This is a genomic window from Streptomyces sp. NBC_01006 (assembly GCF_045162725.1).
In the GTDB taxonomy this organism is placed as follows: domain Bacteria; phylum Actinomycetota; class Actinomycetes; order Streptomycetales; family Streptomycetaceae; genus Streptomyces.
In genome coordinates, this window is the sequence record NZ_CP108700.1 from 7,664,016 (window position 1) to 7,679,725 (window position 15,710).

Sequence of the window (15,710 nt, forward strand, 5' to 3'; positions counted from 1 at the left end):
CTGCCCCGATTGGCACAGACGGCCCACGCTCAGGACACGATGTCCTTGCGGGAGAAACCGCGGAACGCGAGCGCGAACAGCACCAGCGCGTACGACACCGACACCGCCGTCCCCTTGATCATCCCGCCCCACTCCAGCTGCGGCTGCAGCGCGTCCGCCCACGCGAACTGCCAGTGCGCGGGCAGGAACTCCCGCCAGGAGCCGAGCGCCGTCACCGCGTCCAGCACGTTGCCGACGATCGTCAGGCCGACCGCCCCGCCCACCGCGCCCAGCGGTGCGTCCGTCCGCGTCGACAGCCAGAACGCCAGCCCGGCCGTGACCAGCTGCGAGACGAAGACGAACGCCACCACCAGCGCGAGGCGCGGCACGCTCTCCCCGGCCGCCAGCGATCCGCCCGTCGGCAGCTTCAGCGGCCCCCAGCCGTACGCGGCCGTCCCCGCCGCCAGCGCCACCACCGGCAGCAGCACCATCGCCGCCAGGCTGAAGCCCAGCGCCACCACCAGCTTGCTCCACAGCAGCCGGGCCCGCGGCACCGGCGAGGCGAGCAGGTAGCGCAGCGAGGACCAGCTCGCCTCCGAGGCCACGGTGTCCCCGCAGAACAGGGCCACCGGCACCACCAGCAGGAAGCCGGCGGACACGAACAGACAGGTCGCCGCGAAGTTCGCGCCCGAGGCCGTGGCCGTGTCGATGAGCGTGATCCGGCCGTTCCCGCCGCCCCGGCCGCCGTCCTGCCCGCCGCCCACCGCGAACGCGATGATCATGACGAACGGCAGCGCGGCCAGCACCCCGCCCATCACCAGCGTCCGGCGCCGGCGCCACTGCCGCAGCGCCTCGACGCGCAGCGGCAGCGTACGGCTCGGCCGGTAGCCGCGGGCCACCTCCCTCACGGCGCTCATGCCGCACCTCCGATCAGCGTGAGGAACGCGTCCTCCAGCCGGCGGTGCGGACCCACTGCGGCGACCGGCACCTCCAGCCGTACCAGCTCGGCGATCAGCCCGGAGGCCGTCGCGCCCTCCAGCCGTACGAGCAGCCCGTCATCGGCGGCCGTCACCGCACCCACTCCCTCCAGCGCGGCCACCTTCGCCACGGTCCCTTCGTCCACCGGCCCGGCCAGCGCCACCAGCAGCGTGTCCCCGCCACCGGTGATCTCCGCAACCTCGCCCGCCCGTACCAGCCGCCCGCGGTCCATGACCACCAGATGCGTGCACGACTGCTCGACCTCCGACAGCAGGTGGCTGGAGACGATGACCGTCCGCCCGCCCGCCGCGTACCGGATCATCACGTCCCGCATCTCCCGGATCTGCGGCGGGTCCAGACCGTTCGTCGGCTCGTCGAGGATCAGCAGGTCCGGCATCCCGAGCATGGCCTGAGCGATCGCCAGGCGCTGCCGCATGCCCTGTGAGTACGTGCGCACCGCGCGCTCCAGCGCGTCCCCGAGCCCGGCGATCTCCAGGGCCTCCGCCATGTGCGCGTCCTCGGGCGGACGCCCGGTGGCCTGCCAGTACAGCTCCAGGTTGGCCCGCCCCGACAGGTGCGGCAGGAAGCCGGCCCCCTCGACGAACGCCCCGACGCGCGACAGCACCGGCGCCCCCGCCCGCACCGCGTGCCCGAACACCCTGATCTCGCCCGCGTCCGGCGAGATGAGGCCCATCAGCATCCGCAGCGTGGTCGTCTTCCCGGCGCCGTTGGGCCCGAGCAGGCCCAGGACCTGCCCCTTCTCCACCCGGAACGACAGGTCCCGCACCGCGTACCGGTCCTGTGCCTTGGCGTACCGTTTCGTCAGACCCGTGATTTCCAGTGGTACGTCGGCCAGCGCCGGGTCGGGCTGCGCTACCTGGCCCCGCGCCCCCGCACTCTCCCTACCGGTCCTCCGGATCCCCAGCAGCGCCGCGGCCAGCAGCGCCGCACCCAGCGGCAGCCCCCAGGTCCACGCGGGCAGAGCCGCCGAGGCCGTCCGCACCCCGTCGGCCACCGGCACGGCCAAGGCGCCCCGCACGGCGACCGTGTAGGTGGCCGGCGCGGCCGGAGACGCGTAGCCGAGGTCGGTGGCGGCGACGACCAGCCGCAGCCGGTGCCCGGCCTCCACGGCATGGTCGACAGCGGGCAGCCGCAGCTCCACCGTGGCGCCCTGCTGCGCGTTCTCCACCCGCACCGGGGCGACCAGCTGACTCGGCAGCACCTGCTGGCGCCCATCGGGCCCGACGTCGTACACCTTGCCGAACAGGACGGCCGAACCGTCCGCAGCCGTCGACCTCACGTTCAGGGTGACGGTCGGGGCCCCGGTGACCCGTACCTCCCCGGTCAGCGGCTCCGACTCGAACCGGGCGTTCTGCCCGGGGAAGTCCAGCGACAGCCCGGCCCCGACGGCGGCGAGCTGCCCGCCGATCCCGGGCAGGGAGGACAGCGCGGGTGGGGCGCCGCCCGCCGGATTGGCGAAGCTCTGCTCCCGCCCGCTCAGGGCGAACTCCCGGGGAGCGGACGTCAGCCCCGGATAGCGCTCGCCGCTCGCGCCGCGCAGCTGCACCGCCCCGTCGGTGGAATCGATGCCTCCGGAGCGTGAGACGCGGAAGGCCGGACCGGTGTCCACGCCCTGCTCGTCCTTGAGGTAGCGGTCGAACCAGGCGGCCACCCGGTCATCGACCCGGCCCGACTCGCGCACGCCGCCGTCGTGCCCGCCGGCCGCCCAGTCCACCGAGACGGGCGCGCCGTTCGCCGCGATCGCCTTCGCCATCGCGTCGGCCTGGTCCAGCGGGAACAGGGAATCGTCCTGGCCCTGCACGATCAGGGTCGGCACCTTGATCCGGTCCCCGACCGCCGACGGACTGCGCCGCTCCAGCAAGGCGCGGGCCTCGGCATCGGGCTTCCCGGCCACGGCGACCCGTTCGTACATGGCGCACAGCTCGGGCTGGAACCGCCCGCAGGCGGTGGCGGTGGCGGCGTCGGAGGGAGCGGGGGCTGCCGCCGCGCCGGGGCCGCCCGCCGGCAGCGTCCCGGGCTGCATCCCGTCGGCCGAACCGGTGGTGAAGAACAGCCCTGCCCACAGCTTCTTGAACACGCCCTGCGGGAAGAGGGAGTCCGCGAGGTTCCAGTACGTGATCTGCGGTGCGATCGCGTCGACCCGCCGGTCGTATCCGGCGGCGAGCAGCGAGATCGCCCCGCCGTACGAGGCCCCCGCGACGCCGACGCGCGGATCGCCGTCCCCGTCGAGCCGCACCTCGGGCTGGAGCGCGAGCCAGTCGACGAGCCGGGACACGTCCTTGACCTCGTGCTCGGGATCGTTCAACCCGATCTGCCCGCCGGAGCGGCCGAAGCCGCGCGCCGACCAGGTCAGCACCGCGTACCCCTCCCGGGCCAGCCGCTCGGCCTGCGCGCGGACGTCGTCCTTGCTGCCGCCGAACCCGTGCCCGAGCAGCACGGCGGGCCGCTTCTCCCCGCCGCCGGCCGTGAAGTACGAGGTGTCGATGGCCGCTCCGGGCATCTCCACCATGCGGTCCTGGCGGTGCACGGCGGGCGCCCCGCCGGACGCGGCGGCGGTCCACGTACCGGCCCCCGCGACGACGGCGAGCGCGGCGGCCCCCGCGAGCAGGCGGGTGCGGCGGCGCCGTGGCAGCCGGAGCTTCGGCAGTCGGGGCTTCATACGGGAACCCTAGACGCCGGGCCGCGGGCCCCCCAGCACCCCCAGGCGGAGCCGCCCACCTCCTGAAGGATTACCCGGGCGGCCCGGCATACCGCACCCGCGGTACCCCGAGCCGACCTGCGGCGCACGCCCAGCGGCGGGAGGATGACGGCATGCTGCTCGCCGAGGTCGCGCGCGTGTCCCGGGAGGTCGCCGAGACCTCCGCCCGCTCCCGCAAGACCGCCCTGCTCGCGGAGGTGTTCGCCGCCGCGCCGCCCGAGGAGGCCGGCCTGGTCGTCTCGTACCTTTCCGGGCGCCTCCCGCAGGGACGGCCGGGCATCGGCTGGCGGACCCTCGGCCGGGAGGTCGAGCCCGCCGACGGGCCCACCCTCACCGTCACCGCCGTCGACGCGGCGGTGACCGAGCTCGCCGCCGCCCGGGGCACGGGCGCGCAGGCCGAGCGGCGCCGGATCCTCGACGCCCTGCTCGGTGCGGCCACCGGGCCCGAGCAGCGGTTCCTGCGCAGCCTGCTCTCCGGCGAGGTCCGCCAGGGCGCCCTCGACGCGGTCGCGCTGGAAGGGGTCGCCGCGGCCGCCGGGGTGCCCGCCGCCGAACTGCGCCGCGCCGCCATGCTCGACGGCTCGCTGCCCCGGGTGGCCGCGGCGGTACTGGCCGACGGCGCGGCGGCCCTGCGCGGGGTCACCCTGCGCGTCGGGCAGCCCGTACAGCCGATGCTGGCGAACACCGCAAAATCGGTGGCCGGGGCCCTGGCCGCGCTCGGGCCCTGCGCGGTCGAGGAGAAGCTCGACGGGATCCGGGTGCAGGTGCACAGGGACGGGGAGGACGTACGGGTGTACACGCGCTCCCTGGACGACATCACCGGCCGGCTGCCGGAGGTGGCGCAGCTCGCGCGGGCGCTGCCGGGGGAGCGGTTCATCCTCGACGGCGAGGTGATCGGGCAGGCGCCGGACGGCCGCCCGGTGCCCTTCCAGGAGGTCGCGAGCCGGGTCGGATCCCGGGTCGACGTCGAGGCCGCCCGGCGGACGCTGCCCGTCGTCCCGTACTTCTTCGACGTCCTGGCGGCGGGGGACGCGGTGCTCCTCGACCTCCCGGTGCGCGAGCGGTACGCGGCGCTCGCCGCCCTCGTACCGGAGGAATCCCGGGTCCGCCGGCTCGTCGTCGAGGACGCGCAGGGGCAGGCGGCGGCCGCCGAGGAGTTCTGGGCCGAGACCCTGCGCCGCGGCCACGAGGGGGTCATGGTCAAGGCCCTCGACTCCACCTACGCGGCCGGGCGGCGCGGCAAACACTGGCTCAAGGTGAAACCGGTGCACACCCTCGACCTGGTGGTGCTCGCCGTCGAACGGGGCCACGGCCGGCGCACCGGGCTGCTGTCGAACCTGCACCTCGGGGCGCGGGCCGCCGACGGCTCGTTCGCCATGCTCGGCAAGACCTTCAAGGGGCTCACCGACGAGATGCTGCGCTGGCAGACGGACCGGCTGGGTGAGCTGGCGGTGGAGGACGACGGCTTCACCGTGCGGGTACGGCCCGAGCTCGTCGTGGAGATCGCGTACGACGGCCTCCAGCGCTCCCCGCGCTACCCGGCCGGGGTCGCGCTGCGCTTCGCGCGGGTGCTGCGGCACCGCCCGGACAAGAGTGCGGACGAGGCGGACACGGTCGAGACGGTGCTCGGGGGCGGATGAGGCGAGGGAGCCGACGAGCCGACAAGGCTTTTTGCCTCAGAGGCAAGGGAAATTGCCAGAGAGGCAGGATTCTGGCTCAATCGAGGCATGACATCCGGTCCTGCCCCCGGCCCCGAAGGGCCCGAGCGTCCCGACGAACCGATCGGCCCCGACGCCGGACCCGACCTCGGCTCCGATCCCGGCTCCGAAGAGCTTCCCTCCGTGGCACCGCAGCTGCGTGACCTGCGACGCCGCTCCGGGCTCACCCTGGAGGCCGCCGCCGCGCGGGCCAGGCTCTCGCCCGCGCACCTGTCGCGGCTGGAGACCGGGCGGCGCCAGCCCTCGCTGCCGCTGCTGCTCGGACTCGCCCGCACCTACGGTACGACGGTCTCGGAACTGCTCGGCGAGAGCCCCGCCGTCGCCGATCCCATCGTACGGGCGGGCGGTCCGGGCGCCCGCGAGGCCGACGGGTGGACGTACTGGCAGGCCGGCGGCTCCGGCCGCGGGATGCAGGCGCTGCGCGTGCACGTCCCGTACGGCCGCAGCCAGGGCGACCTGGTCCGCGTACATCCCGGTGAGGAATGGCTGTACGTCCTCAAGGGACGGCTGCGGCTGCACCTGGCCGAGGCCGAGTACCTGCTGGAGCCCGGGGACAGCGCGCACTTCGACTCCCTCACCCCGCACCGGATCGGCGCGGCCACCCAGGGCGGAGCCGACCTGCTGTTCGTCCACACCCTGCTGCAGAGCAGCCTCGCCGGGCTGTGCCTCGGCGGCGGCGGTGCCTCCGGCGCGCCCGCACATCACCGTTGACCCCTCGAACTCCTCGAACTCCTCGAACCCCACCAAGTCCCCCCAGCCCAGGAGTCCCACCATGAAGCTCCAGTCCAAGTTCCCGCGCGGTCTGGTGATTCGGCTGGTCGCCTACTTGTTCGTCGGCCACCTCTTCGCCTTCTTCGTCTACCTCCTCTTCGTCCTGGGCGGCCAGAACCAGTAACCGAAGGCCGGGGTCCGCGACTCTGGAAACGTGCAGGTCCTGTCGCTACCCTCCGCGCATGATTTCCACGGTTGTCTGGGGTACCGGCAACGTCGGCCGTTTGGCCATCCGTGCCGTAGAGGCCCATCCGGCGCTGAAACTGGCCGCCGTCATCGTCCACCATCCCGACAAAATCGGCCGCGACGCGGGCCGGCTCGGTGAACTCGACCACGACACCGGGGTCCTGGCCACCGACGACGTCGAAGCGGTCCTCGCCGCCAGGCCGCAGGCCGTCGTCTACGCGGCCTCCGGCGACACCCGCCCCGACGACGCGCTGGCCGACATCACCCGGGCCGTCCGGTCCGGCGCGGTCGTCGTCAGCCCCGCCCTCTACCCGCTCTACGACCACCGCAACGCCCCGCCCGAGTTCCGCGATCCGGTGGCCGCCGCCGTCGCGGAGGGCGGTGGCTCGCTGTTCGCCTCCGGCGTCGACCCCGGCTGGGGCAACGACGTACTCCCGCTCCTGCTCAGCGGGCTCGGCAGCACCATCGACGCCATCCGCTGCCAGGAGATATTCGACTACTCCACCTACGACCAGCCCGACTCGGTCCGCTACCTCGTCGGCATGGGCCAGCCCATGGACTTCGAGCCGATGATGCTCATGCCGTCCGTCCCCACCATGGTGTGGGGCGGGCAGATCCGCATGATGGCCCGGGCCCTGGGCGTCGAACTCGACGAGATCCGCGAGACCGTGGACCGCCGCGCCCTCGACACCACCGTCACCACCCGCACCATGGGCGAGTTCGCGGCCGGCACCCAGGGCGCCATCCGCTTCGAGGTGCAGGGCATCGTCGAGGGCGAACCCCGCCTCGTCATCGAGCACGTCACCCGCATCCACGCCTCCTGCGCCCCCGACTGGCCGTCGCCGCCCGACGGCGGCGACGGCGCCCACCGCGTGATCATCGAGGGCCGCCCGCACATCGAGGTCACCGTCGAGGCCACCGACGAGGGTGAGAACCGCTCGGCCGGCGGCAACGCCACCGCCGTCGGCCGCCTGGTCGGCGCCATCGACTGGCTGGTGGAGGCAGAACCGGGCCTCTACGACGCCCTCGACGTCCCCCTGCGCCCCGCCATCGGAAAGCTCGGAAGGAAACAGCCATGAGGATCGACATACCCGAAGGCCAGCACCCGATCGAGTACGTGTGGGGCGACATGGTCCCCGGGATCGGCATGGCCGCCGCGAACTTCTCCCTGTCGGTGTACGCCCACACCACCCTGGGCCTGCGCGAGTTCGAGGCCGCACGGCTGCGCGTCGCGCAGATCAACGGCTGCGTGTTCTGCCTCGACTGGCGGACCGAGCGGGACGGGGAGAAGGTCGAGGAGGAGTTCTCGGACGCCGTGACCGACTGGCGCACCACGGACCGCTTCGACGAACGGACCCGGCTGGCGGCGGAGTACGCGGAGCGCTACACGCTCGACCACCACAACCTCGACGAGGAGTTCTGGGAGCGGATGACCGCGCACTACAGCCAACTGGAGATCGTGGAGCTGACGATGAGCATCGGGTCCTGGCTGGCCTTCGGCCGGCTCAACCACGTGCTCGGCCTCGACAGCGTGTGCGTACTGCCGGGGCACTGACGCCGGCTGCGAGGGCAACGGGTCCGGGGCCGGTCGCTACCTCCGACGGCCCCGGGTCTGCGTACGGACCACCTACAGGTCGGTGGCGATGATCTTCTCGATGTTGCGCTCGGCGAGCGCCGTGATGGTGACGAACGGGTTGACGCTGGTGTTGCCGGGGATCAGCGCGCCGTCGATCACGTACAGGCCGGTGTAGCCGTGCAGGCGGCCGTAGTTGTCGGTGGCCTTGTTCAGGACCGCACCGCCGAGCGGGTGGTAGGTGAGGTGGTCGCCCCAGATCTTGTTGGTGCCGAACAGGTCCGTCCGGTAGATCGTCCCCTCCTTGGAGTTGATCTTGTCGAAGATGCTCTTGGCCATGTCGATGGACGGCTGCTTCCACGCCGTCTGCCAGTTCAGCTCGACGTTGCCCGAGGCCGCGTTGTACGTGAACTCGGCGCGGTTCGGGTTCTTGGTGATCGACAGGTAGAAGGAGGCGTACGTCTCGATCCCCGTCGGCAGCGGTGCCACCTCGGCGAACGCCCCGCCCGCGTCCCAGTTGTCGATGCCGCCGCAGGGGATGGAGGCCTGGACCTTGCCGGTGGGGTCCCACAGGTGGTTGGCCCGGCCGCACATGACGTTGCCGTTGTCTCCCCAGCCCTTGCCGATCTCGCCGTTCAGGGCGGGCAGCGCGCCGGTGGCCTTGAGCCGCACGAGCAGCTTGCTGGTGCCGACGCTGCCGGCCGCGAAGAACACCTTGTCGGCGACCACGGTCTTGGTTGCGGTGGTGGCGCCGGTGGTGTTGATCTGGTCGATGACGACGGTGTAGCCGCCGCCCGACGCGGGGGAGACGGAAGTGACCTTGTGCAGCGGGGAGATGGTGACCTTGCCGGTGGCCCCGGCCTGCGCGAGATAGGTCTTCTGCAGCGACTTCTTGCCGTAGTTGTTGCCGTAGAGGATCTCCCCGGCGACCGCGGACTTCGGGGCGGTCCCGGCCGCCTCCTGCTTCATGTAGTCCCAGTCGTACACGTCCGGTACGAAGACGAACGGGAAGCCGGAGCGCTGGGCGTGCTTGCGGCCGACGCGGGCGAACTGGTAGCAGTCGACGGTGTCGAACCAGGCCGGGTCGACCAGGCCGACGCCGAGTCCGGTGTTGGCCCGCGGGTAGTAGGTGCTGTACATCTCCTCCGCGTCCACCGACGGGAGGATGGCGCCGAAGTTCGCGCGCCTCGGGGTGACCGCCATACCGCCGTTGACCAGGGAGCCGCCGCCGACCCCGCGGCCCTGGTAGACGATGATGCCGCCCATCTCCTCGGCGTCCAGGATCCCGGTGTAGCGGGGGATGTCCTTGTCGATCGGGAAGCCGAGGAAGTTGCTCAGGGGTTGCTTGGTCCTGGTCCGCAGCCAGTAGGAACGCTGGTCGGGCGTGGTCGTGTTGCAGAAGATCTTGCCGTCCGTGCCCGGGGTGTCCCAGGCCATGCCCATCTCGATCATGTGGACGTCGACGCCGGCCTGGGCGAGCCGCAGGGCGGCGACGGAGCCCCCGTAGCCGGTGCCGATCACCAGGGCCGACACGTGCGCGCCGTCGGCGATGTGTCCGGCGGCCGCTGCCGACGAGGCGGCGGTCTGCGCGTGGGCCGGGGTGATCTGACCGGCGAGGGCCGCGGCCCCGAGAATGGAACCTGTTCCAGCTATGAATCCACGGCGTGAGATTCCATTGGAGCCGGATTTGTGCAGGCCTTTGTCGTTCATGTGACGTTCCTCACTCTCGACGGAATGGGAACGAGTTCTACTGCCGGGCGCATGGGAAGTCACTACATACGTCTAGGTAACTTTCGGCCTGTCACGTCACAGGGGGGCCGGACCGGGGGCGCCGGACCCAGCCCAGGACCAGCAGCGAGGCGACCGCCGCGAAGGCGCACCAGGTGGAGGCGAATTCCAGCCGCCACAGCGCTGAGCAGGCCAATGCCCCGACGGCGAGCACCGCGCCGAGGAGCCGCAGCCGCCGGTCGCCCGACAGCAGCAGGGCACCCAGCGTGGCGAAGAGGTAGCCCGCGAGGACGAGCGGCGTCCACGGAACCTTCACGCCGTAGCCGAGGGTGTGGCCCCGGATCTCGGCGACGGCCGGCCGGGTCGCGAGGCAGTGCGAGAGCACGGCGGCGGTGGCGAGCCCGACGACCGCCGGCCCCCACAGGCGGCGCCGGTCCACCGGAGCGGCCGCGAGCAGGACCCCGAGCGGCACCCAGACCGGCAGCACCGGCAGGGCGATCACCAGCCAGGCCGTGGTGGCCGGGCCGCAGCCGCCGCCCGCGCGCCACACGGCCGCCTCCACCAGCTGGTGGGCACCCAGCAGCAACGGCAGCGCGGCGACGGGCAGATCGCGGACCCGCCGTGCGCGGGCCACGCACACGACCCCGACGGCGGTGACGACCGCACCCGCCGTCAGATCGGCCGTGGCGTTCCAGCACATGCCGCGCCGGTCAGGGCTTCGCCGTCCTCGGGGGTTCGAGCGGCGGGGAGGTCGTCGCGCAGAAGGTGTGGCACTCCGGGTGGCACTCCGTTCCCCGCACGGGGTTGCGTACGGTGGTCCAGGCCACGATCGCCCCCGCCACCAGCAGCCCCGCGCACCACAGCATGGCCCGCCCGAACGCGGCGTCGAACTCGGACGCCGAGCGGTACGCGTCCGGCCCCATGCCGGCCAGCAGCGGCAGCGCCGCCACCGCCAGCAGTCCGGCCGCCCGTGCGGCCGCGTTGTTGATGCCGCTGGCCAGGCCCGCCCGCCCGGGGTCCACCGAGGACAGCACGGTCGCCGTCAGCGGAGCCACCAGGGCCACCATGCCCATGCCCATCACGATCAGCGCCGGCAGCACGTCCCGTACGTACGAGGCGTCCGGCCCCACCCGCAGCATCAGCAGCAGTGCGGCCGCGCACAGCAGCGGCCCCACCGTGAGCGGGATCCGCGGCCCGATCTTCTCTCCGAGCGCCCCCGACCGGGCCGAGAGCAGCAGCATCAGCAAGGTCGTCGGCAGCAGCGCCGCCCCAGCGGCCAGCGCCGAGTAGCCGGAGACCACCTGGAGCTGGAGCACGACGAGGAAGAAGAACCCGCTGAAGGCCGCGTACACGAAGAAGGTGACCACGTTGACGGCGGTGAACTGCCGGGAGGCGAAGATGTCGGGCGGCAGCATCGGATCGGCCCGGTGCCGCTCGACGTAGACGAACACGGCGCCCAGCAGTACGCCCCCGACGGCCGAGGCGATCACCAGCGGGGACCCGGAACGGGCCTCGATCAGCGCGTACGTGACCAGGGCGAGGGCCGCGGCCCCCAGGACCGCGCCGAGCACGTCGAACCGTCCGTGCGCGTGCGGGTCACGCGATTCCGGTACGTGCCGCAGGGCGATCGGCACGCACACCGCGGCCACCGGCACGTTCAGCAGGAACACCCAGCGCCAGCCGGGCCCGTCCACCAGCCAGCCTCCGAGGAACGGCCCCACGGCCGCGCCCACCCCGCCGAACCCCGACCACAGCCCGACGGCCCGGGCCCGGTCCCCGGCGGCGATCGAGCCCTGGATCAGCGCGAGCGAACCGGGGGTCAGCAGTGCGCCGCCCACGCCCTGGAGGGCCCGCGCGGCCACCAGCACCCCGGCGTTGGGCGCGATCCCGCACAGCAGCGAGGCACCCGCGAACCACACCACCCCGAGGACGAAGATCCGGCGCCGCCCGAAGCGGTCCCCGAGCGCTCCGCCGACCAGGATCAGCCCGGCCAGGGTGAGCATGTACGCGTTGACCGTCCACTGGAGGACGGCCAGGTCGGCGCCCAGATCCACCCCGATGGTGGGGAGGGCGACGTTGACGACGGTCGAGTCGAGCAGGGCCATCGTCGACCCGAGCACGGTGGCCAGCACGATCCAGCGGCCCCGGGCGGTCGCGAGCGGCACACCGGGCCCGGCCGGAACGTGCTCTTCCGTACCCGGCACTGGATCGGTCATGTCTTCAGGCTGGCCCGCCGGGGCCGCAATGGCCACCCCAGGCGCGCAGCGTACGGCTCATTAGGCCCTCTTGTAATGTCCATGACCCCTCCTTCACCATGACCGCGCACGTCGCGCACGCCCTTCCCGCACAACCTGCACACGGCGTCCGAGGAGGACCACACGTGGCCCAACGCAACAGGCGACGATCATTACGCGCGGCGCTCGCCGCTCTCACCACGGCCCTGCTCCTGCCGATAGGCGCGGGCGTGGCGGCGGCCGCGCCGGAACCCGGCCCCACCCCCGGAGCGGCCGAGCGCAAGATCGAGCCGAAACTCCGCACCCAGCTCGACGACGCGGGCAAGGCCGTCTTCTGGGTCTACCTGGACAGCGCCGCCGACCTCACGGCGGCGGGGCGGCAGAAGACGCGCGCAGCCAAAGCTGAAACGGTTCTGCACGCCAAGCAGGAACACGCCGCGCGCAGCCAGGCCGAGGTGATCAAGGCCCTGGACGGCGCCAAGGCCGAGTACACCTCGTACTGGATCGTGAACGCCGTCCGCGTCGTCGGCAGCCAGAAACTCGCCGGCACCCTCGCGCAGCGCCCCGAGGTCTCCCGGATCGACGCCGACGACAAGGTCACCCTCCCCAAGCCCGCCGAGGGCAAACGGGAGAAGGCCGCCGCCGACGCCGTCGAGTGGAACATCGACCGCATCAAGGCCCCGCAGGTCTGGGACCAGCTCGGCGTGCGCGGCGAGGGCATCGTCGTCGCCAACATCGACAGCGGCGTCGACTACACGCACCCGGCCGTGAACGGCCAGTACCGCGGCAAGAACGCCGACGGGTCGTACGACCACAACTACAACTGGTTCGATCCGGCCGGCGTCTGCCCCACCGCGGCCCCCTGCGACAACAACGACCACGGCACCCACACCATGGGCACCATGGTCGGTGACGACGGCGGCGCCAACAAGATCGGCGTGGCCCCCGGGGCCAAGTGGATCGCCGCCAAGGGCTGCGAGACCAACTCCTGCTCCGAGGCCTCCCTCCTCGCCGCCGGCCAGTGGATCGTCGCCCCGACCGACCTGAACGGCCAGAACCCGCGCCCCGACCTCGCCCCGCACGTCGTCAACAACTCCTGGGGCAGCGCCACGCACGACGACTGGTACCAGCAGATCGTCGACGCCTGGCGCGCCGCCGGCATCTTCCCCGCCTTCTCCAACGGGAACTCCGGCCCCGGCTGCGCCACCAGCGGTTCGCCCGGCGACTACGCGAGCTCCTACAGCTCCGGAGCCTTCGACATCAACGGCACGATCGCGCCGTTCTCCTCGCGCGGCGCGGGCCCCGGCGGCATCGTCAAACCGAACATCGCGGCCCCCGGCGTGAACGTCCGCTCCTCCGTCCCCGGCGGCGGGTACGAGGCCTTCTCCGGCACGTCCATGGCCTCACCGCACACCGCGGCCAGCGTGGCCCTGCTCTGGTCCGCCGCCCCCGCCCTCGAAGGCGACATCGCGCAGACCGAGCAACTGCTGAACGGCACCGCCCAGGACACCGACAACGGCCAGTGCGGTGGCAACGCCGCCGACAACAACGTGTTCGGCGAGGGCAAGCTCGACGCGTTGGCCGCCGTCTCGGGCGCCCCGCGCGGCGCCATCGGAGCCGTCTCCGGCACCGTCCGCTCCGCCGGCGCGCCGCTCGCGGGCGCCAAGGTCACCGCCGCCGGGCCGATCGGCCGTACGACGACCACCGCGGCCGACGGCACCTACACGTTCCGCTCCCTGTCGGTCGGCGACTACACGCTGACCGTCTCCAAGTTCGGCTACGGCCAGCAGACCTCGACCGCGACGGTGACCGAGAACGCCACCGCCACCGGCGACTTCACCCTCACCCAGGCCCCCTCCGGCAAGCTCACCGGCACCGTCACCTCGGCCGCCGGATCCGCCGCGGGCGCCACCGTCACCGTCACGGACACCCCGGTGACCGCGACCGCCGACGAACAGGGCCGCTTCGAGGTCACCCTGCCGCACGGCACGTACGAGGTACGGGCCGCGCACTCCTCCCGCTGCGTCACCGGCGGCAGCGCCCAGGCCACCGTCGCCGGCGACACGACCGTCGCGGTCGCGCTGCCCGAGCGCACCGACGGCTACGGCTACGCCTGCGCCACCCCGGGCGGCCGCCCGTACGCGGCGGGGGACCGGCAGCTCGCGCTGACCGGCGACAACACCACCGAGCGCGTCGACCTGCCGTTCCCGGTCCCGATGTACGGCAAGACGTACGGCCAGGCCTGGATCGGGACGAACGGCACGGTCAGCTTCGGCGGCAACAACACCGGTGACATCAACGGGGACCTCCCGAGCACGGCCACGCCCAACGCGGCGCTCTACCCGTTCTGGGACGACCTGGTCGTCGGCGCGGCCGGCAGCGGCTCGGGCGTCTTCACCGGCGTCACCGGCACCGCACCGCACCGGACGTACGTGATCGAGTGGCGCGAGGTGTCCCACTGGTCGGCGCAGGCCGACAAGTTCTCGTTCTCGGCGGCGATCGGCGAGGACGGCACCGTCGTCTACACGTACAAGGGGACGGGCGGCACCGGCATCAAGGGCGGCTCCACGGCCACGGTCGGCGTGGAGAACGCGACGGGCACCGACGCCTTCAAGTACTCCTTCAACCAGGCCGTCATCACCGACGGGCTCGCCATCGCCTTCAAGACCACCAAGAGCGGCGTGGTCGCGGGCCGGGTGCTCGACGCGAACGACGGCAAGGGCGTCGCGGGGGCCACGGTAAGCGTCGGCACCGGCGCCGACGCCGTCACGGCGACCACCGCGTCGGACGGCGGCTACCTCCTGCAGGCCGGCTCCGGCAAGAGCTCCGTCACGATCCTGGCCGACTGGTACACGGGGGTCACCAACGCCCTCACCGTGGAGCAGGGCGGCGTCACCGCCCTGAACGAGTCGCTGCGCACGGCGCGGGTCACCGCGTCCCAGCCCTCCCTGGAACTCGTCCTCCCGGCGGGCCAGAAGCGCACCCGCACCCTCGAACTCACCAACTCGGGCACCCTTGACTCGCAGTTCACCGTGGCCGAGGACGCGGCCTGGCTGACGGCCACCCCCGACGCCGGGAACCTGGCGATCGGAGGCAGGGCCACCGTGAACCTGGCCGTCGACACCACGGGGCTGGCCGCCGGCTCGGTCCTGACGGCGAACCTGCGGATCAGCTCGGTGAGCGGCCGCAGCCCGGTCCTCACCGTCCCGGTCAAGGTCGTGGTCCCGCGCTACCAGGTGGCCCTGGACGCGGGCTCCGACTCCGCGGCCACGGACACGCTCGGGGACGGCTGGTCCCCGGACCGCAAGTACACGGCCGGCTCCTACGGCTACCAGGGCAGCTCCTCGGTGCACTCCACCGGGCGCACGATCGCGGGTACGGCCGAGCAGAAGCTGCTGCGCAACGCCCGTGAGGGCATGTACGAGTACCGCTTCGACAACGTCCCGAACGGCACGTACACCGTGGAGCTCGGCTTCGCGGAGCTGTCGTCGACCAAGCCGAACAAGCGGGTCTTCGACGTGATGGCCGAGGGCACGCAGGTGCTGCCCTCGCTGGACATCGCGCTGGAGGCGGGCACGTACACGGCCCTGACCCGGACGTACACGGTCACGGTCACGGACGGTGTGCTCAACGTCCGCTTCGTCGCGCACGGCGGGTACGGCAAGCCGCTGCTGAACTCCCTCCGGGTGACGGACCGCCCCGACAAGAGCTGACGGGCACCGGCGGACAGCGGGGGCGGGTCGCCGAAGGGCGGCCCGCCCCTCGCGCGTGCGGCTGTCGCAGGAACGACGTGTCGCGGTCGGCGAAGGCCGGACCGGCGTGTC

11 protein-coding genes are annotated in these 15,710 nt (G+C 72.8%); 6 read left to right on the forward strand and 5 right to left on the reverse strand.

Annotated features, from left to right (window positions below):
* Positions 1-29: 29 nt before the first annotated feature.
* Positions 30-896, reverse strand: coding sequence for an ABC transporter permease (locus OG509_RS34975; RefSeq protein ID WP_406186581.1), 867 nt, complete (start codon positions 894-896; stop codon positions 30-32).
* A complete protein-coding gene (locus OG509_RS34980; RefSeq protein ID WP_406186582.1) occupies positions 893-3,637 on the reverse strand; it encodes an alpha/beta fold hydrolase in 2,745 nt (914 codons plus the stop codon). Before OG509_RS34980 ends, OG509_RS34975 begins: the two co-directional genes overlap by 4 nt.
* A 152-nt stretch (positions 3,638-3,789) precedes the next feature.
* Here OG509_RS34980 and OG509_RS34985 point away from each other — a divergent pair, with 152 nt between their 5' ends.
* The 5 genes from OG509_RS34985 to OG509_RS35005 all read left to right on the forward strand — a co-directional run bounded on the left by OG509_RS34985 (position 3,790) and on the right by OG509_RS35005 (position 7,906).
* Entirely contained in the window at positions 3,790-5,316 is a 1,527-nt protein-coding gene (locus OG509_RS34985) for an ATP-dependent DNA ligase (protein ID WP_406186583.1), read from the forward strand.
* Between the two features lie 87 nt (positions 5,317-5,403).
* Positions 5,404-6,105 carry a helix-turn-helix domain-containing protein gene (locus tag OG509_RS34990; protein ID WP_406186584.1) on the forward strand — a complete coding sequence of 234 codons (702 nt, stop codon included), beginning with the start codon at positions 5,404-5,406 and terminating at the stop codon, positions 6,103-6,105.
* Between the two features lie 61 nt (positions 6,106-6,166).
* The gene (locus tag OG509_RS34995; RefSeq protein WP_037835509.1) at positions 6,167-6,289 is read left to right on the forward strand and encodes a DUF6126 family protein; all 123 of its coding nucleotides are present in this window, start codon (positions 6,167-6,169) and stop codon (positions 6,287-6,289) included.
* Positions 6,290-6,347: 58 nt separating this feature from the next.
* Positions 6,348-7,430: a dihydrodipicolinate reductase gene (locus tag OG509_RS35000; protein WP_403726713.1), complete on the forward strand. Its 1,083-nt coding sequence runs from the start codon at positions 6,348-6,350 to the stop codon at positions 7,428-7,430.
* Complete coding sequence (locus tag OG509_RS35005; protein WP_053692332.1) at positions 7,427-7,906, forward strand: carboxymuconolactone decarboxylase family protein; 480 nt, start codon at positions 7,427-7,429, stop codon at positions 7,904-7,906. Before OG509_RS35000 ends, OG509_RS35005 begins: the two co-directional genes overlap by 4 nt.
* 72 nt (positions 7,907-7,978) lie before the next feature.
* Here OG509_RS35005 and OG509_RS35010 read toward each other — a convergent pair whose 3' ends face one another.
* The 3 genes from OG509_RS35010 to OG509_RS35020 all read right to left on the reverse strand — a co-directional run bounded on the left by OG509_RS35010 (position 7,979) and on the right by OG509_RS35020 (position 11,868).
* Positions 7,979-9,634 (reverse strand): GMC oxidoreductase, encoded by a 1,656-nt coding sequence (locus OG509_RS35010; protein ID WP_406186585.1) that lies wholly within the window; start codon positions 9,632-9,634, stop codon positions 7,979-7,981.
* Positions 9,635-9,725: 91 nt separating this feature from the next.
* Positions 9,726-10,352, reverse strand: a complete 627-nt coding sequence (locus tag OG509_RS35015; protein ID WP_406186586.1) for a DUF6629 family protein — start codon at positions 10,350-10,352, stop codon at positions 9,726-9,728.
* Between the two features lie 10 nt (positions 10,353-10,362).
* Complete coding sequence (locus OG509_RS35020) at positions 10,363-11,868, reverse strand: MFS transporter (protein ID WP_406186587.1); 1,506 nt, start codon at positions 11,866-11,868, stop codon at positions 10,363-10,365.
* Positions 11,869-11,966: 98 nt separating this feature from the next.
* Here OG509_RS35020 and OG509_RS35025 point away from each other — a divergent pair, with 98 nt between their 5' ends.
* Positions 11,967-15,599, forward strand: coding sequence for a S8 family serine peptidase (locus tag OG509_RS35025; protein WP_406186588.1), 3,633 nt, complete (start codon positions 11,967-11,969; stop codon positions 15,597-15,599).
* Positions 15,600-15,710 lie beyond the last annotated feature (111 nt).

Bases quoted from the DNA above. Each gene is read 5' to 3' on its own strand.
- OG509_RS34975 (WP_406186581.1), bottom strand. From the start codon at position 896: ATGAGCGCCGTGAGGGAGGTGGCCCGCGGCTACCGGCCGAGCCGTACG.
- OG509_RS34980 (WP_406186582.1), bottom strand. From the start codon at position 3,637: ATGAAGCCCCGACTGCCGAAGCTCCGGCTGCCACGGCGCCGCCGCACC.
- OG509_RS34985 (WP_406186583.1), top strand. From the start codon at position 3,790: ATGCTGCTCGCCGAGGTCGCGCGCGTGTCCCGGGAGGTCGCCGAGACC.
- OG509_RS34990 (WP_406186584.1), top strand. From the start codon at position 5,404: ATGACATCCGGTCCTGCCCCCGGCCCCGAAGGGCCCGAGCGTCCCGAC.
- OG509_RS34995 (WP_037835509.1), top strand. From the start codon at position 6,167: ATGAAGCTCCAGTCCAAGTTCCCGCGCGGTCTGGTGATTCGGCTGGTC.
- OG509_RS35000 (WP_403726713.1), top strand. From the start codon at position 6,348: ATGATTTCCACGGTTGTCTGGGGTACCGGCAACGTCGGCCGTTTGGCC.
- OG509_RS35005 (WP_053692332.1), top strand. From the start codon at position 7,427: ATGAGGATCGACATACCCGAAGGCCAGCACCCGATCGAGTACGTGTGG.
- OG509_RS35010 (WP_406186585.1), bottom strand. From the start codon at position 9,634: ATGAACGACAAAGGCCTGCACAAATCCGGCTCCAATGGAATCTCACGC.
- OG509_RS35015 (WP_406186586.1), bottom strand. From the start codon at position 10,352: ATGTGCTGGAACGCCACGGCCGATCTGACGGCGGGTGCGGTCGTCACC.
- OG509_RS35020 (WP_406186587.1), bottom strand. From the start codon at position 11,868: ATGACCGATCCAGTGCCGGGTACGGAAGAGCACGTTCCGGCCGGGCCC.
- OG509_RS35025 (WP_406186588.1), top strand. From the start codon at position 11,967: ATGACCGCGCACGTCGCGCACGCCCTTCCCGCACAACCTGCACACGGC.